Source organism: Pseudomonas sp. S3(2024) (assembly GCF_036861315.1).
GTDB lineage: Bacteria > Pseudomonadota > Gammaproteobacteria > Pseudomonadales > Pseudomonadaceae > Aquipseudomonas > Aquipseudomonas putida_A.
Genome location: NZ_JAZAQQ010000008.1, coordinates 25,344 through 44,376, shown reverse-complemented (window position 1 = coordinate 44,376; position 19,033 = coordinate 25,344). Strand labels below are relative to the sequence as shown.

Below are 19,033 nucleotides of genomic sequence, written 5' to 3'. Positions count from 1 at the left end.
CTTGCCGCCCTCACCCGCATAACTTGAGCATGAATCTGCCCATCCCCAAGGACGCGGCCCTGGCGGGCTTCCATCCCGCCGTCAGCGCCTGGTTCAGCAGCACTTTCCCGACGGTCACCGCCGCCCAGGCCCGCGCATGGCCGTTGATCCGCCAGCGCCGTTCGACGCTGATTGCCGCGCCCACCGGCTCCGGCAAAACCCTCACCGCGTTTCTCGCGGTGCTCGACGACCTCGTCCACCGTGGCCTGGAAAACCCCGACGGCCTGCCCGACGAAACGCTGGTGGTCTACGTCTCACCGCTCAAGGCCTTATCCAACGACATCCGCATCAACCTGCAGAATCCGCTAGCCGGAATCACCGAGCAGTTGCGCCAGATGGGCCTGCCCGAACTGCAAATCACCACCGCCGTACGCACCGGCGACACTCCACAGAAAGACCGCGCCGCCATGCGCAAAAGTGCGCCGCACATTCTGGTGACCACCCCGGAATCGCTGTACGTGCTGCTAGGCTCCGAGTCCGGGCGCAAAATGCTCGGCAACACACGCACGGTGATCATCGACGAGATCCACGCCATCGCGGCCGGCAAACGCGGCAGTCACTTGGCCCTGAGCCTAGAACGCCTGCAGGCGTTGTGTGCCGAACCCTTGACCCGCATCGGCTTGTCCGCCACGCAAAAGCCGATTGATGCCGTGGCACGATTTCTGGTCGGCACCGATCGCCCCTGCGAAATCATCGACATCGGCCACGCCCGGCCACGGGATCTGGGCATCGAAGTGCCGCCGGTGCCGTTGTCGGCAGTGATGGCCAACGACGTCTGGGAACTGGTTTATGCCCGGCTCGCCGAACTGGCCCGCGAACACCGCACCACGCTGATTTTCGTCAACACCCGGCGCTTGGCCGAACGCCTGAGTCGGCACCTCAGCGAACGTCTGGGCAAACAGGCGGTGGCCGCGCATCACGGTAGCCTGGCCAAGGAATTCCGCCTCGACGCCGAACAGCGGCTCAAGCGCGGCGAGCTGCAAGTGCTGATCGCCACCGCCTCACTGGAATTGGGCATCGATATCGGCGAAGTCGATCTGGTCTGCCAAATATCCTCGCCGCGTTCGATTGCCGGGTTTCTGCAAAGGGTCGGGCGCTCCGGGCACCAGGTCGGCGGCACGCCCAAGGGCCGCTTGTTCGCCACCACCCGCGACGACCTGATCGAATGCGCCGCCCTGCTCGACTGCGTGCGCCGTGGCGAACTCGACACCCTGCACATCCCCGAGGCGCCACTGGATGTGCTGGCGCAGCAGATCATCGCCGAAGTCAGTTGCCGGGAATGGGCGGAAAACGCGCTGCTGGCGCTATTCCGCCAAGCCTCGCCCTACCGCGATCTCGACGAAAAACACTATCAGGCGCTGCTGACGATGCTCGCCGAAGGCTACAACGGTCGTCAGGGCATCCGCAGTGCCTACCTGCACCGCGATGCGGTCAGCTGCACCCTGCGTGGCCGCCGTGGCGCGCAACTGACCGCTGTGACCAGCGGCGGCACCATCCCCGACAACGCCGATTACAGCGTGATGCTTGAGCCACAAGGCCTGAACATCGGCAGCGTCAACGAAGACTTTGCCGTGGAGAGCATAGCGGGTGATGTGTTCCAGCTCGGCAACACCTCCTACCGAATCCTGCGGGTGGAAACCGGCAAGGTGCGGGTCGAAGATGCCCAAGGCCAGCCGCCGACCATTCCGTTCTGGCTCGGCGAAGCCCCGGGGCGCAGCGATGAATTGTCTGCGGCGGTGGCGCGCCTGCAAGCGACCCTCGACCTGTTGCTCGGCGCCAGCCCCGGCGATCTGCAACCGGCGCTCGACTGGCTGACCGCAACCCTCGGCCTGAACCGCGCCAGCGCCGAACAGCTGGTGGACTATCTCGCCCGCGCTCGCCTGACCCTCGGCGCCCTGCCATCGCAGGACACGTTACTGATGGAGCGGTTTTTCGATGAGTCCGGCGGCACGCAGCTGATCATCCATTCACCGTTCGGCAGCCGCATCAACCGCGCCTGGGGCCTGGCGCTGCGCAAGCGTTTCTGTCGCACCTTCAACTTCGAATTACAGGCTGCCGCCAGCGAAGACGCGATCGTCCTGTCGCTGTCCACCAGCCACAGTTTCGAGCTGGACGACGTCTGGCGTTACCTGCACAGCAACAGCGCCGAGCACATCCTGATTCAGGCGATTCTCGACGCGCCATTGTTCGGTGTGCGCTGGCGCTGGAATGCCGGGGTGGCGTTGGCGCTGCCGCGTTTTACCGGCGGGCGCAAAGTTGCGCCGCAATTGCAGCGGATGAAAAGCGAGGACCTGATTGCCAGCGTGTTCCCCGACCAGATCGCATGCCTGGAAAACCTCGCCGGCGAACGCGAAGTCCCTGAACATCCGCTGGTGGAGCAAACCCTCGACGATTGCCTGCACGAGGCCATGGACAGCGACGGCTGGCTCAATCTGCTGCGGCGCATGGAGAGTGGCGAGGTGCGGTTGCTCAGCCGCGATCTGCCTGCGCCGTCACCGCTGGCGGCAGAAATTCTCAGCGCGCGGCCGTACAGCTTTCTCGACGATGCGCCGTTGGAAGAACGCCGCACCCAAGCGGTGATCAACCGGCGCTGGAGCGATCCGCAATCCACTGATGATCTCGGTGCGCTGGACGCAGACGCCATTAACGCGGTGCGTGAAGAGGCATGGCCGACGCCAACCAACGCCGATGAAATGCACGAGGCGCTGATGAGCCTGGCCTGCATCAGCGACCTTGAAGTTCAGGCTGGCGAACACTGGCGCGAATGGCTTGACGCGCTGACTGCGAGCGGTCGCGCCTGCCGCTTGGCCGTTCCGCCAGTAACGGCAAAAGAAAAGCTTCGCGAGCAGGCTCGCTCCCACATTCAACCGCGTTCCGCCAGTCGGAACACTGTCAACTGTGGGAGCGAGCCTGCTCGCGAAGACGGCCTCACAGTCACTACACATCCACAGCCTGGCTCGTTGTGGCTGGCGCGAGAACGCCTGACCTGCCTGTTGGCGCTTTATCCACAGGCCACGCTGCAACCGCAGCAAGAGGCCTTGCCCGGTTTCAACGAACCTTGGACGTTAGAGGAAGCGCTGGTCGAAGTGCTCCGCGCGCGACTGGGCGCATTTGGCCCGCTGCCGTTAGCCGCCATTGCCGAACCACTCGCGTTGCCGATACCGCAGGTCAATCAGGCCCTCGCGCAACTGGAGCGCGAAGGCTACGTGCTGCGCGGTAAATTCACCCCGGGCGCGACGGTTGAAGAATGGTGCGAACGGCATCTGCTGGCGCGCATTCATCGCTACACGGTCAAGCGTTTGCGCCGGGAAATCGAGCCGGTGGCTCTGCAGGATTTCATGCGTTTTCTGTTCGACTGGCAGCATCTGTCCTCCGCTACGCGCGCTCAGGGCAGCGCGGTGTTGCCGGCGATTGTCGGCCAGTTCGAAGGTTACCCGGCAGCGGCCTCCGCGTGGGACAGCGACATTCTCCCGGCACGCCTGAAAGACTATTCGCCGAGCTGGCTGGATGACCTGTGCCGCAACGGCAAACTGGTGTGGACGCGCCTCAGCGCCCGGCAGAAAGTCAGCGGCACGGCGTTGCGCAGTACGCCGATTGTGCTGCTGCCGCGCAGTCAGGTCGGACTGTGGAGTGCGCTGGCCGAGCAAACGCCGGTCAGCGAACTGTCAGCGAAAACGCAAAAGGTCTACGAGGCGCTGAGTCAGCACGGCGCGCTGTTTTTCGATGAGTTGATTCACGAGGCGCATCTGCTGCGCACCGAGCTGGAAATCGCCTTGCAGGAACTGGTCGGTGCCGGCCTGGTGAACGCCGACAGCTTCGCCGGTTTGCGCGCCCTGATCACCCCGGCGAGCAAGCGCCAGCAACGCAGCAGTCGACGCGGGCGCGGGGCGTTTGTCGGTGGCATGGACGATGCCGGGCGCTGGGCGTTGTTGCGCCGAGGGCCGCTCATGGAGAACAGCCAGAGCGCTTCGCCGGAAACCCTCGAACATGTCGCCATGACCTTGCTGCGCCGCTACGGCGTGGTGTTCTGGCGTCTGCTGGAGCGCGAAGCGGACTGGCTGCCGAGCTGGCGCGAATTGCTGCGCACGTTTCATCGGCTGGAGGCCCGTGGGGAGATTCGCGGCGGGCGCTTTGTCAGTGGTCTGGCGGGGGAACAGTTTGCCTTGCCCGAGGCGATTCCGTTGCTGCGCGAAGTGCGCCGCCGGGCACATGACGGCAGTCTGATTGCGGTGTGCGGGGTGGATCCATTGAACCTGGCGGGGACATTGTTGCCGGGGGCAAAAGTGCCGGCGTTGGCGAGTAATCGGCTGCTATATCGCGATGGGGTGCCGGTTGCTGCCGAGATTGCCGGCAAGCAGGTTTTCTGGGCTGAGCTGGATCAGATCACTATGGAACAGGTGCGCAGCAAGCTGATCCGGCACTGATGTCGACAGTTCCGGCCCTTTCGCGAGCAAGCCCGCTCCCACCGGGGATCTGCGGCGTTCACAAATCCAATGTGGGAGCCCTCTCCCCAGAAAATCTGCGTCGTTCACAAATACAGTGTAGGAACCTTCTCCATAGAAAATCTGCGGCGTTCACAAATCCAATGTGGGAGCGGGCTTGCCCGCGAAGAGGCCGGCAATCCCAGCACAAAATCCGGCGGTCAAGTACTCGACTTCTGCGGCACCTCGCTCGCCACCAACGCCCCCTCACCCTGCCGCTTGGGCAACAAAACCTGCTGTGGATAAGTCTGCGCGAAATGCACCTCAGGGCTGTTATCCACAAGCTTTTTCAAACGCTGGTTGAACGCCCGGCTCACTGCATACTGCCCGCCCGACACGGTACGGAATTGTGCGGTCAGCACCACGCCGTTCAAGTCCATCCGGTCCACCCCGAACACATCCAGCGGCCCCTGCAGGTTGTACTTGAGGAACGGGTCTCCACGGATCGAATCACCAGTCTCGCGGATCAGCTCGATGGCCTTGTCGACGTCGGTGTCGTAGGTGAACTGCACCGAGAAAAATGCATAGGCGAACTGGCGTGATTGGTTGGTCACTGCCTTGATCTGGCCGAACGGCACCGAGTGCACGAAGCCCTTGCCGTCACGCAGGCGCAGGGTGCGAATGGTCAGGCCTTCGACCGTACCGGCATGCCCGGAATCAAGCACCACCCAATCGCCGATCGACAGGGTGTCCTCAATGATGATGAACAAACCGGTGATCACGTCCTGCACCAGTTGCTGCGAACCGAAACCGATCGCCAGACCGACCACCCCGGCACCGGCCAACAGTGGCGCAACGTTGATGCCGAGGTTGGCCATGGTGGTGATCGCGCAGATCACCACGAGGATGATTTTGATCGCATTGCGCAGCAGCGGCAGGATGGTTTTCACCCGGGTGCTGGGCTGGCGCGACGAGCGTTTGCTGACCGGTGGTTTCAGTGCTTCCTGAATCGCCGTGTCGAGCACCACCCACAACAGCCACGTGACGAGGAAGATCAGGCCGATGCTGCTCAACGCGTTGCTGATCGCCCGGCCGATCGTGCTGCTCTGGGCGAAATCGAGCAATGAAACGCCCCAGATCCGCCCGAGAATATCGATGAAGGCAATCGCAATGACAATCCGCAGCAACGCGTGTAACAGACTGAGAAAGCGTTCCTTGTAGGCGCTGCTGCGCTGGATCGCTTCGGCCTTTCGCGACTTGAACAGGTGCTGGAGGATGGTGCTGAGGAACACCGTGCCGATCAGCAGCACCGTGGTGAACAGCGCACAGCGCAGGGCCTTCTGATTGTCCTCACCGATGCCGATCAGATTGACCGCCGAAACCAGCACCATCAGCACGATCGGCCAGTACCAGAGACCGGAAAAAATCCGCAGCGACTCCTGCAGCGACGGCTGTTTCAGACGTTGCGCCAGCGGTCGGTTACGAATCAGATGCGCCACTGGCCGACGCAGGCGAATCACCAGCAGACCGAAGATGATCGAGGCGATCAGCCCGGTAAACACCGCGACGCTGCTGGTGATATTGCCGCCCAACTGACGGGCGATCTGTGGGCTGGTCAACGCATCACTGAGGGCGGCGAGAAAGCCGATCAGGAACAGCGGTTTCGGGCAGTAGTCGCGGATGATCCGCGCGGCCGGTCGTTTGTGGCCGACGTTGAACATCACCACCACGCACAACAGCATCGAGGTGGAGAAAATCCCGCTGCTGGTGGCATACGCCAGACACAACGCCAGCGCCCGACCCACCGAGGCTTGCAGAAAGTGGCTGACGTACAGCGTCAGCGGCAGGCAGATCAGCGCCGGGGCGGTGTACGGCAGCAAGTAACCCACCAGGTCCTGACTGCGCTGGCGGGTGCGCAGCCAACGACCCTGACTCAGCCGTTTGGCCAGCAGGCTGCCGAGCACCGTAAGCAACGCGAAGGCGCCAAGCCACACGCCGGACAGAGTCAGGAAATCCCCGGCGACGCTCCAGCCGGATCGGTTCGACGGCTGGTTGACCAGTTTGTCGACCTCATCCGCCGCACGGTCGGCACGCAGACGCCAGGCGTCGACCAGATGTTCATTGAGATCGAGTTTGTCCTGCACGTCATCGATGCTCGAACTGATTGCGCCGAGCAGACCGCCCTGCACGATGGGCTCGGGTTTGGCCGCTTCTTCAGCAGCGGCCGGAACGCCCGGCAGCGTGGCGGCTTCGAGTTCGCTGGTGCCGAGAAACAGCAGCGCTCCCAGCACAATGGCGATCCTGAACTTGATCAAAACTCCGTTCTCCGTTGGCTGAACCTGTAAGGAACTGATCGGTGAATGGCGGACAAGTTCGGTTTTTGGGTCAATGACCTTCCCCCTGTGGTGAGGGGATTCATCCCCGATCGGCTGCGCAGCAGTCGTAGACATCTGCTTTCACACCGTTTGGAACCGTTTGGGGTTGCTTCGCAACCCATCGGGGATAAATCCCCTCACCACAGAATTCACAGCACTCCGTGGATATTTGCGCCAGTAGCAAATATCAAATGCCCAACCCCGTATTTTTCCGCACAACCCAAACCCCGACACTGCGCTCCATTCAAACCTCTAACGGAGTGCTGTCATGCCCATTGCCTTGCTCGCGCTGACTCTCAGCGCATTCGCCATCGGGACGACCGAGTTCGTCATCGTTGGCCTGTTGCCCACCATCGGCGCCGATCTCGGCGTCAGCTTGCCGTCCGCCGGGCTGCTGGTCAGTCTGTATGCGTTGGGCGTTGCCATTGGCGCGCCGGTGCTGACCGCCCTCACCGGCAAAGTCCCGCGCAAACTGTTGCTGCTGTCGCTGATGGTGCTGTTCACCCTCGGCAACCTGCTGGCCTGGCTGGCGCCGGGTTATGAATCGCTGGTGCTGGCGCGGATCGTCACGGGTCTGGCCCACGGGGTGTTCTTCTCCATCGGCTCGACCATTGCCACCAGTCTGGTGCCCAAGGAAAAAGCCGCCAGCGCGATTGCCATAATGTTCACCGGCCTCACTGTGGCGTTGGTCACCGGCGTGCCGCTGGGCACGTTCATCGGTCAGCATTTCGGTTGGCGCGAAACCTTCCTCGCCGTCTCGGCGTTGGGTGTGATCGCCTTCATTGGCAGCCTGCTGTATGTGCCGAACAACATCGCCCACAGCAAACCGGCATCCTTGCTGCAGCAACTGCAAGTGCTGAAACAACCGCGTCTGCTGCTGGTATACGCGATGACCGCGATCGGATACGGCGGCTCGTTCATCGCCTTCACTTTCCTTGCGCCGATCCTGCAGGACCTCTCCGGTTTCAGCGCCGACACCGTCAGCCTGGTGTTGCTGGTGTACGGCGTGTCGGTGGCGGTCGGTAATATCTGGGGCGGCAAACTGGCGGACAAGCGCGGGCCGATCAGCGCCCTGAAGATCATCTTCGCCCTGCTCGCCGCTGTGCTGTTCGTGCTGACCTTCACCGCCGCCAATCCATGGCTGGCGTTGGCGACGGTGCTGGTGTGGGGCGCGGTGGCGTTCGGCAACGTGCCGGGTCTGCAGGTGTATGTAGTGCGTCAGGCTGAACATCACACACCGCAGGCAGTGGACGTGGCATCCGGGCTGAACATTGCTGCGTTCAACCTAGGGATTGCCAGCGGGGCGTGGGGCGGCGGGCTGATCGTCGAGCATTTGGGCCTGATTCATACGGCGTGGATCGGTGGTCTGGTGGTGCTGGTGGCGCTGGCACTCACCGCATGGAGCGGTCGACTGGATCGGCTCGGTCCGGCCTATGCCGAACCGGCTCAAGGCCGAGTATTCACGGGCCACTGAGTAATCCTGTGGGAGGGGGCTTGCTCCTGAAGTCGGTGTATCAGTCGCCATTGATGTTGACTGAACGACCGCCTTCGGGAGCAAGCCCCCTCCCACATTAGCTTTGTGTTGCTCTCAGGGATGTACCGTCCGTAACGCCACCGAAACTTTCCCGAACCGCCCGCAGTCATCAACAGAGACAGGCTGTACGAGGACTGACAACGGGAGGGCGGCATGGCAACGATTCACATCGGTATTTCCGGCTGGCGCTACGTTCCGTGGCGAGGGGATTTCTACCCGAAAGGACTGACGCAGAAGCGCGAATTGCAGTTCGCTTCGCGGGCGGTCAACAGCATCGAAATCAATGGATCGTTCTACGCCCTGCAACGGCCCGAACGTTACGCCCAGTGGTACAACGAAACGCCCGACGACTTCGTGTTCAGCGTCAAGGCGCCGCGCTTCATCACCCACGTCCGGCGCCTGCGCGAGATCGAAAAGCCGCTGGCGAATTTCTTCGCCTCCGGGGTGCTGGAGCTTAAGGAAAAGCTCGGGCCGATCCTCTGGCAGTTTCCGCCGAACTTCAAATTCGACCCCGAGCGCTTCGAACACTTCCTCTCATTGTTGCCCCACGATACTGCAGCGGCCGCCGCCCTCGCCCGCCAACACGATTCACATCTTCACGGCCACGCCAGCCTCAAAGCCTGGCGCAAAAAACCGCTGCGCCATGCCGTGGAAGTGCGCAATGACACGTTCATCGACCCCGACTTCGTGCGCTTGTTGAAACGCTACAACACCGCCCTGGTGATCGCCGACACCGCCGGCAAATGGCCGTACCGCGAAGACCTCACCAGCGATTTCGTCTACCTGCGCCTGCACGGTGCCGAAGAGCTTTACGCCAGCGGTTACACCGACGCCGCGTTGAACAAATGGGCTGAACGCATCGACGCCTGGCATCACGGCCGGCAACCCGGCGATGCGCATCTGATCGCGCCGCGCCTCAAGCCGCGGGCGCGCAAATCCCGCGAAGTGTTCTGTTATTTCGACAACGACATCAAAGTCCGCGCGCCCTACGACGCGCGCAACTTGCTCCACCGATTCGAGCTGGATAAAACGCTCGCCACCACCCCCGGTGAACCGGTTGCCGAAGGGGTGCTGGCATGAGTATTCCAGAGCCGGTCGGGTTCACCGACGAGCAGACCAGCGTCGAAGTGTCGGTACGTCGTTTCACCGTGCTGACGGTCAACACACACAAGGGTTTCACTGCGCTCAACCGACGTTTCATCCTCCCGGAGTTGCGCGAAGCGGTGCGCAGCGTGGCCGCCGACGTGGTGTTTCTGCAGGAAGTCCACGGCACCCACGAACATCATCCCAAGCGCTACAGCAACTGGCCGACGATGCCGCAGTACGAGTTCCTCGCCGACAGCCTGTGGCCGCAGTTCGCCTACGGGCGCAACGCGGTGTATCCGGAGGGCGATCACGGCAATGCGTTGCTGTCGAAATTCCAGATCATCCGCCACGACAACCTCGACGTGTCGATCAGCGGCCACGAGAACCGCGGGCTGCTGCATTGCGTGCTGCGCCTGCCCGGCGATGGCGTCGAAGTGCATGCGATCTGCGTGCATCTGGGTCTGCGCGAAAGCCATCGTAATGCGCAATTGAAACTGCTCGGCGAGCGTCTGGCGGAGCTGCCGGATAACGCACCGGTAATCGTCGCCGGTGACTTCAACGACTGGCGCCAGCGCGCCGACGCGCTGCTTGAACCCTGCGGCCTGCGCGAGGTGTTCGCCGAGCATCACGGCAAACCGGCGCGCAGCTTTCCGGCGCGGCTGCCGACGCTGCGGCTCGATCGTATTTATGTACGCAACCTCAAGGCCAGCCAACCGAAAGTCCTGGCCAACCGGCCCTGGTCACACCTTTCCGACCACGTCCCGTTATCGGTGGAGATCGAACTATGAGCAGCGCACCGCTGGAGAAATCCGCCGTGGAACCGATCAGCATCAACCCGCCAGTGCGCGAGCCCGGGCATGTCGATGTCGAATACGGCTGGCAGGGCAATAACCGCGTCGAGTTGCTGGAAAACGGCGAGGAATATTTCCCCCGGGTGTTCGACGCCATGCGTGCGGCGAAGAGTGAAATTCTGCTGGAGACCTTCATCGTTTTCGAAGACAAGGTCGGTGCAGAGTTGCAACAGATCCTGATCGACGCCGCCCGGCGTGGCGTGCGCACCACTGTCAGCCTCGACGGTTTTGGTTGCGGCGAGTTGACCACCGGTTATCTCGCGGCACTGAGCGAAGCGGGCGTGCATCTGCAGATGTTTGACCCGGCGCCCAAGCACCTGGGCATTCGCACCAACTGGTTCCGCCGCCTGCACCGCAAGATTGTGGTGGTCGACGGACTGATCGCGTTCATTGGCGGGATCAACTTTTCCGGCGATCACCTGGCCGATTTCGGCCCCGAGGCGAAACAGGATTATGCGGTGCAGATTCAAGGGCCAGCGGTCGCTGACATCCATCACTTCGCCCTGCTGCAAAGTGGTCGTCCGGGACGCGCACGGTTCTGGTGGCAGCGCCGGCGTCAGCGCCGGGCGGACATGGCTTTCAACGATCACGACGGTCAGGTACGTCTGGTGTTTCGCGACAACGATCAGCATCACACCGACATCGAAGATGTGTACTTGCACGCATTGCGCCGGGCAAAACGCCGGGTGGTGATCGCCAACGCCTATTTCTTCCCCGGCTACCGCCTGCTGCGCGAGATCCGCAACGCCGCGCGCCGTGGCGTCGAGGTGCGGCTGATCCTGCAAGGTCAACCGGACATGCTGGTGGCCAAACTGGCGGCGCGCATGACCTACGACTACCTGCTCAAAGCCGGCGTGCAAATCCACGAATATTGCCAGCGCCCGCTGCACGGCAAAGTCGCGTTGGTGGATGAGGAATGGAGCACCGTCGGCTCGAGCAATCTCGACCCGCTGAGCCTGTCGCTGAACCTGGAAGCCAACGTGCTGATCCGCGATCGCGCGTTCAATCAGCATTTGTTTCGGCGCCTCGAAGACCTGAGCCAGAACCACTGCAAGGCGATGGACGCCAGCATGTCCCCGCGAGGACGGATCTGGCACATGACCGTAGGGTTTCTGGTGTTTCACTTCCTGCGGCATTTCCCGTCAATGGCCGGATGGTTGCCGGCGCACAAACCGCGGCTCAAGCCGTTTCGGGGGCGCACGTCATGAGCCATTCCCACGCACAGTCTGCGCCCGCCACTCACTCTCGCTGGAGTCGCTGGAGACGCCCACTGACGTTGCTGTTCTTCCTCGCGCTGATCGTGTTGCTGACGATGTTCGCCACCCGTATCGAATGGGCGGAAGTTCTGCAAACCCTGGCTGACTTCAAGGTGCGCACGCTGATCATCGCCGCCAGCCTGACCCTGCTGAGCTTTCTCACCTACGCCAGTTTCGACCTGATCGGCCGCACCTACATTCGCCAGGACCTGACCTGGAAACAGATCCTCCCGGTGGGGATCATCAGTTATGCGTTCAACCTCAATCTCAGCGCCTGGGTCGGCGGGATTGCCATGCGCTATCGGCTGTATTCGCGCCTGGGGGTGAGCAAAAGCAACATCGCCAAGATTCTCGGTCTGAGCCTGGCCACCAACTGGTTCGGCTACATGACGATTGCCGGCGTGGTGTTCAGCAGCGGCCTGGTGAGCATGCCGCCGGGCTGGAAAATCAGCAGCGCCGCGTTGCAGGGCATTGGCGTGCTGTTGCTGCTGTTGAGTGCCGGTTACCTCGCCGCGTGCCAGTTCTCGAAGCGCCGCGAGTGGTCGATTCGGGGGGTGGAAATCAACCTGCCATCCCTGCGCATGGCCGTCCTGCAATTGCTGCTCGGTGCATTAAACTGGTCGCTGATGGCGGCGGTGATTTTCACTCTGCTGCCGAGCAAACTGGATTATCCGTTGGTGCTCGGCGTGCTGTTGATCAGTGCGATTGCCGGAGTCATCACGCACATTCCGGCGGGGCTCGGGGTGCTGGAAGCGGTGTTTGTCGCGCTGCTGCAGCACGAGGCTTCGCGGGGCAGTCTGGTGGCGGGGTTGCTGGCGTATCGGGCGATTTACTTTCTGCTGCCGTTGTTGATTACGGTGGTGATGTATTTGCTGGTCGAGGCCAAGGCCAAGGCGTTGCGGATCGAGAAGACGCCTTCATGATTTTTTTTGTTATGGCTGATGGCCCCTTCGCGAGCAAGCCCGCTCCCACAGGTTGAACGCATTCCAAATGTGGGAGCGGGCTTGCTCGCGAAGGCGTCCGAAGAGCCACAACAAATCATGTGGACTGAATAATGCTCAATCGCTCACCGACAACCATTTCGGTAATCCAGTCCACCAGAATCGAGGTGTAAGCCTGCTGCGAAACCGGCTCGCTCAAGGCATGGTCGGCGCCGTCGATGATCCGGTGCGTCAGCGAATGCGTCTGCTGACAGGCGGCACGGTAGCTCATGATCGTTGCGTGGGGCACGTAATCGTCAGTTTCCGATTCCACCAGCAACACATCCCCGGTGAACTGCGAACAGGCGTGCAGCGCACGGTTGCTGTCTGCACGGACCAACGTCGCCCGATAATCGCGCAGGTCGGCCTTGTCCAGTTCACGCTTGGGCGTGTGCCATTGCTCGTCGCGATACAGCGCCGGTACCCGCAGCGCCAGCCAGCGCACCGGACGCAACGAGGTGAGGATCGAAGCCAGGTAACCGCCATAACTGGTGCCAACCACCGCAATCGCCGAGGTGTCGAGCGCCGGATGCGCCAGCAGGCGGTCGTAAGCTGCGAGCAGGTCACGCAGGTTGTCTTCGCGCGTCACCCGCGTCAGCGGAATGCCGGTGCCACCGGTGTGGCCGCGCAGGTCGAAGGTCAGGCATACACAACCGAGACCGGCGATGCCCTTGGCGCGTTCAAGATCACGCTCCTGGCTACCGCCCCAACCGTGCACAAACAACACGCCGGGGACTTTCGATTTTGGACTGAGAAACGTCCCGCTCATCTGTTCATCATCAATGTCGATCTGAATGCTTTCGCTTCTAGCCGTCATAAGATTTGACCGTTACGTATTTGAGAAGGAAGTCGCTGTTCTCCGCTGGCCCGCGATAGATTTCGATGGCGTCCGCCGGCAGGCTTTGATCGCTATAGGTTTCTACGGTCGACACGCGGATCGCGGGCATCTGCGGATCATTGACGAAGCTTTGCAACGCGGCCAATTCAGCGCTGCTGGCACCGCCCATGCGCCAGGATTGTTCGAGCACCCCGCTGCGGGGTTTGCCATTGCTGTCCAGGCCTTGGGCAATGTCGTAGTTGCGCCGCGAGGCGTAGAAATCTGGATAAGCCTCATCCGCCGCCCGGTCGAAAATCTGCGCCTGCTTGATGGCCAGTCGCACGTCATCCGGCAAGTCCAGCGCCAGCAGATCTTCGTAGCCGCCCTGCACTACCAACAGATTCGAACCACCATAGACGTCTTCGCCATGGGCATCCTTGGTCAAGTATTGATCACCGCAGTAGCTAAGCATTTTGTCGCCGATGAATGACTGGCCAACGCTGTGGGTGAAGACCTTGCTCAAGTCCTGTTCGAGCACCACGCCATCGCGAAACAACGCTTCCGCTTCTGCACGGGCCAGTACTTCATCGAACGCGTCGAGGCTGTTGATAACTTCCTGGCCACGACCGGCACAGGCGTGAATCGGCTTCAGGCGGATCGGTCCGCTGTACAGCAGATGCTCGGCAGCGGGTCGCGCATCTTCCACGGCAAACACCGTCAAGCCGTCGAGCACCACATCGCGCACGCGCTCGGAGAATTGCGGCGCCCAGCCTTGTGGCGCGTGAGCCAGATGACTGCGCAAGCCGTGGCTGATGGCTTTGGTGCAAATGAAATCGTGTTCGACGTACCCGCCCCACAAATCGCCGGGCCCCCTGATCCCCAGATTACGCGCGCTGGCCGGGCCAACAATGGTCTGGGTCGGCAGCCAATACAAATCGCGACCTCGATGCCTCTGCGGGTCAAAACTTCCACCGAAGTTGAGTCCGAGAATCTGCGCCAGCCAGCGGGCCAGTGCCTTGTTGGTCTGCACTTCATGTTGCGGCGCCCCGGCCCGAACCGAATGGGCGACGACCACTTTCCTGCTCGACATCGGGGTCATGCGTCCCCCTTCAAGCCAATTGATGAATGTAATGAGAGAAGTGCAGAGATCAGGCCAATCGCCTGAGGCCGGGAATGCCCAATGATTCAATCACTTGGAAAAAGCATGGTGGCATCAGGCCTGTTTCAATCTGCACGACCGCCTGCGAATCCGCGGCAATTTGCACGAATCGGGACGCTGGCTACTGCTGACTGATTTCCTTCCAGATGGCATCGAACATGACACAACGTTTGAGGATAGCCTGACGCCCGATTTGAATCGCAAGCCGCTTGGCCTCAGGAGTCTGATGAGTCAGTCGTTGCAGAATTCCCAACATGGTAATCGCGTGATCCTCATCCTCTTCGATATGCAAGCGAAAGAACTCCAGGCCTTCCTCACCGACTTTCAGTCCCTCCAGTGCCAGCAGAATCGGTTTGTAAATCAGCGGCACAATGGCTTCGGCTCCCAGGCAGAGTGCTGCGAGGCCCTCGACAGGATTTTCACTGCGGCAAAGCTGCATGATGCAGTGGGTGAAATCCACTGTCTGAGGTAAAGGCGATTCTGCCAAGGGATGGGTGCCCAGGATCCGCAGCGACCTTTGAAACAGCTCGGCATGCGTGAGCTTGTTATCACCATCTATGCCCATTTCCTCTTGCATGTTTTCCAATAGCAATTTTATGTCGCCAAGGGACTCAAGGCGATTGAGGATCGCGCACAGAAAACGAGTGAAATTCCGCGAGTAGTAATGATGCTGGATCAGAAAATAACGCATCCCCTTCAGCGAAACATGACCGTCTTGCATTGCCAGCAACAGTTCATGATTAACCAATCCATATAACGCATCAGCGTCCAGCCATTCGTCCCATAATGTGCCTCCGGTCATGAGCTTAATGACCTTCGCCCCATCGCCGCGATTTAACTCTTTATCTACTTCCAACTTTAAATTCCTTTTAATTCTTTATCAGCCATCCAGCCGATCGCAACTTTCCAGTTATTCCGAAACCCCGACAAACTTACAAAGCCATATTCATTGTGCATCGCTGTAAATGACCGGGCGCTCAAGCCTGGCGAGAAAGTAGGCACATAAAGAGGCGAAAATGATACACAGACCGCCTGACGCAAGAATCACAGCGCTGCTCGAGAAATGCAGTAACAGCCATCCACTCAGCAGGCTCGCCGGCGGAATAGCGAGGTAGGCAATGAGCCGTGTAACTCCCACCGTTCGCCCAAGAATCGCTTGCGGCACCACTTGCTGGCGATAGGTGAAAAAAGCGATGACCACCACGGATTGGCAACCGGTAGAAAGCGCCCACAGTGCCGAAAGTGACCACGGATCGTTGGCCATCGCCCCCATCAGCGTGAACACCCCGGCCAGCAAACAGCTTCGACGGATAAGAATGCCGGCCGGATATCTCCTCGCCAGAAACGCCCCCATAGCTGATCCGGCGACGGCACCTGCACCAATGAGCCCGTAGTAATAGCCCACATCACTCAATGGCACGGCCAGTAGCGTGGTGTAGACATAGACAAGGCTGGCACCGATCAAGGCAAAACCGAAATTGCAGAAAAAGAACAGCATGACAAACGAACACAGTTCTCGCTGCTGGATGACATACAACAGTCCGGCTTTGATTTCCGTGAATACCCGCGTGGTGGCAGGCGCAGGCTTACCCTGCTCTTTCAGCAAGAGGCAAAGCGGCAGGGATAGCGCAAATCCGACAATGCTGCCAATCAGCAACTGCTCCTTGGTACTGAAGGCCAGCAAGGCTGCAACGCCGATTGGTGCAACGATGCGAATGATGTTGTCACTGGCGTTGACGATCGCATTGAATCGATGAAGTTTGGGCCCCTCGATCAGCGCAGGCGCAATACTCTGGAAGACCGGGTGGTGGGTGGCACCGACGCTTGCCAACAGAAAGCTCAGCAGTAACAGAGTAATACTCAAGTTGCTCCCGGACAGCGTACTCACGGCAGCATATATGAGGCAGCCGGTGACGATGTTGATCAGATCACCACCAATCAGAAAACGCCGTTTGCTGTAGCGATCACTCCACACACCGGCGAAGGGCGTGACCAGTATGTAGGGCGCCATCGCGGCGAAAAAAGCCAGCGACGTCCAGACTGGGGAGCCGGTCTGCTCATAAACATAAAGCGGGATCAGAAACGCGATGGCCCATGAACAGATGGACGTGATGGCATAGGAGGCCAGGAGTTTGAACATCTAGACAGTCTCCGCCTGCCGCGTCCGTTGCGCGTCCGCGAGATGTCCACACACGGTGCAGTCCGGATTCTGTTGCCAGACTTCGGCGACGCTGACGTCCAGGTCGTCGAATGTGAATTCCTTTAGCTTGTTGGTCAATTGTGGCGGTTGGCAGCCGGTGATGATCTTGACTGTTTCGCTGACCATCATCCCGGCGGTGACAGCCACCAAAGTCACAAGAGCCGGGCCGGGATGCTCATAAGTGATGTCGTGCTGTTTGGCCATGGTCGAAACGCTGTTCACCAGGCTGCTCTTGTTACGCGCCGACGTCAGCCAGCAAGCACCGCAGCCCGAGGAGCCAGGCACCACCGAATAAAACACCGAGCGCCGTACATCAAGCCCGCCTGAAATGAAGGGTACGCCCTGTTCAACACAGGCCTCATTCAGCCAGTCGGCCATGTAGTTCGCGGGTTTATCGGCGACACAAATCACAATATCGTGGCCGCGTACGATGCCGGCGACGTCTTGCGCCGACTGCAGGCGGGTTTCGTGAGCAGTAATGTCGAGGTGACTGTTGAATTCAAGCAACCTGCGCCTGGCCGTTGCAACCTTCGGCATGCCGACGTCGGCTTCCTTGTAAAGGATCTGCCGGTTCAAATTGCTCAACTCGATCGTGTCAAAATCGAGGATCGTCAGGTGGTGGACACCCAGCGCCACCAGGTCGAACAGGATATGGGTGCCCAGACCGCCGCAGCCCAGTACGCAGACCCTGGCCGCGCGCAATTTTTCCTGATGGGTGAACTTGTTCTCGCCCACAGCCGCCATCGACCCGAAAAAGTCGATATTGCGGGAAAATCTGATGCGATCATGATCCGAAAGAGAAGTAGTCTCAAAGGCATCCGGACTCTCGACCAGCCGGTATTTGATCAGATCTTGCGCGACGCTTCGGATTTCGTCCTGATCCACCGCGGGGTAACGGTCTGCCACTTGGGTAATCAACTCCTCAAAGGCTGTACGGCCATCAAGTGCCTTGATGAACTCCCAGACAGCACCGTGTAGGTCGGGGATTTTTGCGTATTGACCGTTAAAACGCAGAACTACCTGACCATCAAGTTTGAACGGAATAATCGTCGGTTTAAGACAAAGCTTCATATTCGAGCCTCGATCGCTATTAAAACAAGTTAGTAAAAGAACCAGGACCGCGAAGGCCCCGGTTCTTACTGATCAGATCAGCCGATCTGAGAATCGCCAGCGGTAGATGCTTTTTCGAAAGTCATAATGATTTCCTCAAAAGTTGAAGGGCCGGTGGTGAAGCTGTTTCCACCGGGTGAAGGTGTGCACACCCCAAAACTAGAATAAGTTTTCAGTGGTTGCGAACCGACCTTGTTTCTTAATATTACTCACGCCAAATACACTTCCTACGACTTTACAAAGTATCGCTATTACTTCTTACGGAAACATGCAAAAACAATGTAGGAATTATCTTCAATATTTAAACAGTGAAGATTCACAGCGGGAGAATTGAAAATAAATTCGCCTTCCAGACAATAAACATCAGTGATTAATCAGAAACACACTCTCCACCCGGGACAACGCTTGCGACCACACCTCATCAGCGATTTCCACAGACCGAAAAAATCTCACGCGTGAGCCATTGATGGCATTTTGAATTGGTTGTAGTGTGGCTCACGCGTGAGATGTTCATAACGGAGTCAATGCCATGAAAAGTCGCTCCCCCACCGTTGCATCAGAGAGCCCACAGGGAGAGCGCTCGAAACCGTCCGCGAAAAAGCCGTCGAGCTTCTACATGAAGCAGATGCGCGCGGGCCTGGCTGCCGCCGGTTATGTGAAACACGAAACTTGGGTACTTCCGGAAAACCGAAGCTTGCTCAAGCAGATGGAGCAACAGCTACGCCAACCGATTCTGGCTGGCTCATTCATGTCGGAGAATTACATGAGCGCAGGCAACAACTGGAACATCGATAGCCTCTTCAACGCCCTCAAGGCACTGGATGAGGTGGCTTCGCACGAGATCACGCTGTCTCTGATCCAGAGCTCCGAACCCAGCATCAAGCTGGAAATGAACGAATTCGGCGGTCTGCCGATTCACATCGCCGTGGCCGGTCAGCAGATCATCGTCGACACCGTGCTGGTGGACATCGATTCGATCACTGACGTGCGCGCCTTCAACGACGCCGTGCTGCGCAGCCGGGAAATGTTCCCGCTGTCGTCGATCGGCATCGAGTCGATGCCCAATGGTCAGACCGTTTACAACATGTTTGGCGCCCTCAGCGCCGACTCGAGCCTGACCAACGTCGTCACTGAGGTGAAAACCCTGGTCGACAACGTGCAGCGCGCGAGCGAAGCCTTCGAACACTTCTTCAAGTAATCAACAG

General features: G+C 59.9%; 13 protein-coding genes. 7 read left to right on the top strand and 6 right to left on the bottom strand.

What is annotated here, in order from left to right:
• Positions 1 to 29 precede the first annotated feature (29 nt).
• Positions 30 to 4,463, top strand: a complete 4,434-nt coding sequence (locus VLA07_RS20045; RefSeq protein ID WP_333990847.1) for a DEAD/DEAH box helicase — start codon at positions 30 to 32, stop codon at positions 4,461 to 4,463.
• 218 nt (positions 4,464 to 4,681) lie between these two features.
• Here the strand turns inward: VLA07_RS20045 and VLA07_RS20040 are convergent, their stop codons facing one another.
• Positions 4,682 to 6,775 (bottom strand): mechanosensitive ion channel family protein, encoded by a 2,094-nt coding sequence (locus VLA07_RS20040; RefSeq protein ID WP_333990846.1) that lies wholly within the window; start codon positions 6,773 to 6,775, stop codon positions 4,682 to 4,684.
• 328 nt (positions 6,776 to 7,103) lie between these two features.
• Between VLA07_RS20040 and VLA07_RS20035 the strand changes: the two genes are divergently transcribed.
• From VLA07_RS20035 to VLA07_RS20015, 5 genes are all read left to right on the top strand, one after another.
• On the top strand, positions 7,104 to 8,309 hold the full coding sequence (locus VLA07_RS20035; protein WP_333990844.1) for an MFS transporter: 1,206 nt from the start codon (positions 7,104 to 7,106) through the stop codon (positions 8,307 to 8,309).
• Between the two features lie 213 nt (positions 8,310 to 8,522).
• On the top strand, positions 8,523 to 9,449 hold the full coding sequence (locus tag VLA07_RS20030; protein WP_333990842.1) for a DUF72 domain-containing protein: 927 nt from the start codon (positions 8,523 to 8,525) through the stop codon (positions 9,447 to 9,449).
• The gene (locus tag VLA07_RS20025) at positions 9,446 to 10,243 is read left to right on the top strand and encodes an endonuclease/exonuclease/phosphatase family protein (RefSeq protein WP_027612950.1); all 798 of its coding nucleotides are present in this window, start codon (positions 9,446 to 9,448) and stop codon (positions 10,241 to 10,243) included. Before VLA07_RS20030 ends, VLA07_RS20025 begins: the two co-directional genes overlap by 4 nt.
• Positions 10,240 to 11,514, top strand: a complete 1,275-nt coding sequence (gene clsB, locus VLA07_RS20020) for a cardiolipin synthase ClsB (protein WP_333990838.1) — start codon at positions 10,240 to 10,242, stop codon at positions 11,512 to 11,514. Before VLA07_RS20025 ends, clsB begins: the two co-directional genes overlap by 4 nt.
• Positions 11,511 to 12,485, top strand: a complete 975-nt coding sequence (locus VLA07_RS20015) for a lysylphosphatidylglycerol synthase domain-containing protein (protein ID WP_333990837.1) — start codon at positions 11,511 to 11,513, stop codon at positions 12,483 to 12,485. Before clsB ends, VLA07_RS20015 begins: the two co-directional genes overlap by 4 nt.
• Before the next feature lie 115 nt (positions 12,486 to 12,600).
• Here VLA07_RS20015 and VLA07_RS20010 read toward each other — a convergent pair whose 3' ends face one another.
• The 5 genes from VLA07_RS20010 to VLA07_RS19990 form a co-directional block, all read right to left on the bottom strand.
• Positions 12,601 to 13,359: an alpha/beta hydrolase family protein gene (locus VLA07_RS20010; protein ID WP_027614239.1), complete on the bottom strand. Its 759-nt coding sequence runs from the start codon at positions 13,357 to 13,359 to the stop codon at positions 12,601 to 12,603.
• Positions 13,349 to 14,458 carry a DUF3182 family protein gene (locus VLA07_RS20005; protein WP_333990835.1) on the bottom strand — a complete coding sequence of 370 codons (1,110 nt, stop codon included), beginning with the start codon at positions 14,456 to 14,458 and terminating at the stop codon, positions 13,349 to 13,351. Before VLA07_RS20005 ends, VLA07_RS20010 begins: the two co-directional genes overlap by 11 nt.
• A gap of 181 nt (positions 14,459 to 14,639) precedes the next feature.
• Positions 14,640 to 15,374 (bottom strand): TenA family transcriptional regulator, encoded by a 735-nt coding sequence (locus VLA07_RS20000; protein ID WP_333990833.1) that lies wholly within the window; start codon positions 15,372 to 15,374, stop codon positions 14,640 to 14,642.
• Between the two features lie 90 nt (positions 15,375 to 15,464).
• A complete protein-coding gene (locus VLA07_RS19995) occupies positions 15,465 to 16,658 on the bottom strand; it encodes an MFS transporter (RefSeq protein WP_333990831.1) in 1,194 nt (397 codons plus the stop codon).
• Positions 16,659 to 17,789, bottom strand: coding sequence for a ThiF family adenylyltransferase (locus VLA07_RS19990; RefSeq protein ID WP_333990829.1), 1,131 nt, complete (start codon positions 17,787 to 17,789; stop codon positions 16,659 to 16,661). It abuts the gene before it with no gap.
• 568 nt (positions 17,790 to 18,357) lie between these two features.
• Here VLA07_RS19990 and VLA07_RS19985 point away from each other — a divergent pair.
• Positions 18,358 to 19,026, top strand: a complete 669-nt coding sequence (locus VLA07_RS19985) for a YjfI family protein (RefSeq protein ID WP_096796345.1) — start codon at positions 18,358 to 18,360, stop codon at positions 19,024 to 19,026.
• Positions 19,027 to 19,033 lie beyond the last annotated feature (7 nt).

Coding starts and splice junctions, on each gene's coding strand:
- VLA07_RS19995 (WP_333990831.1), bottom strand. CDS start 16,658: ATGTTCAAACTCCTGGCCTCCTATGCCATCACGTCCATCTGTTCATGG.
- VLA07_RS20010 (WP_027614239.1), bottom strand. CDS start 13,359: ATGACGGCTAGAAGCGAAAGCATTCAGATCGACATTGATGATGAACAG.
- VLA07_RS20025 (WP_027612950.1), top strand. CDS start 9,446: ATGAGTATTCCAGAGCCGGTCGGGTTCACCGACGAGCAGACCAGCGTC.
- VLA07_RS20035 (WP_333990844.1), top strand. CDS start 7,104: ATGCCCATTGCCTTGCTCGCGCTGACTCTCAGCGCATTCGCCATCGGG.
- VLA07_RS19985 (WP_096796345.1), top strand. CDS start 18,358: ATGAAAAGTCGCTCCCCCACCGTTGCATCAGAGAGCCCACAGGGAGAG.
- clsB (WP_333990838.1), top strand. CDS start 10,240: ATGAGCAGCGCACCGCTGGAGAAATCCGCCGTGGAACCGATCAGCATC.
- VLA07_RS20045 (WP_333990847.1), top strand. CDS start 30: ATGAATCTGCCCATCCCCAAGGACGCGGCCCTGGCGGGCTTCCATCCC.
- VLA07_RS20005 (WP_333990835.1), bottom strand. CDS start 14,458: ATGACCCCGATGTCGAGCAGGAAAGTGGTCGTCGCCCATTCGGTTCGG.
- VLA07_RS19990 (WP_333990829.1), bottom strand. CDS start 17,789: ATGAAGCTTTGTCTTAAACCGACGATTATTCCGTTCAAACTTGATGGT.
- VLA07_RS20030 (WP_333990842.1), top strand. CDS start 8,523: ATGGCAACGATTCACATCGGTATTTCCGGCTGGCGCTACGTTCCGTGG.
- VLA07_RS20015 (WP_333990837.1), top strand. CDS start 11,511: ATGAGCCATTCCCACGCACAGTCTGCGCCCGCCACTCACTCTCGCTGG.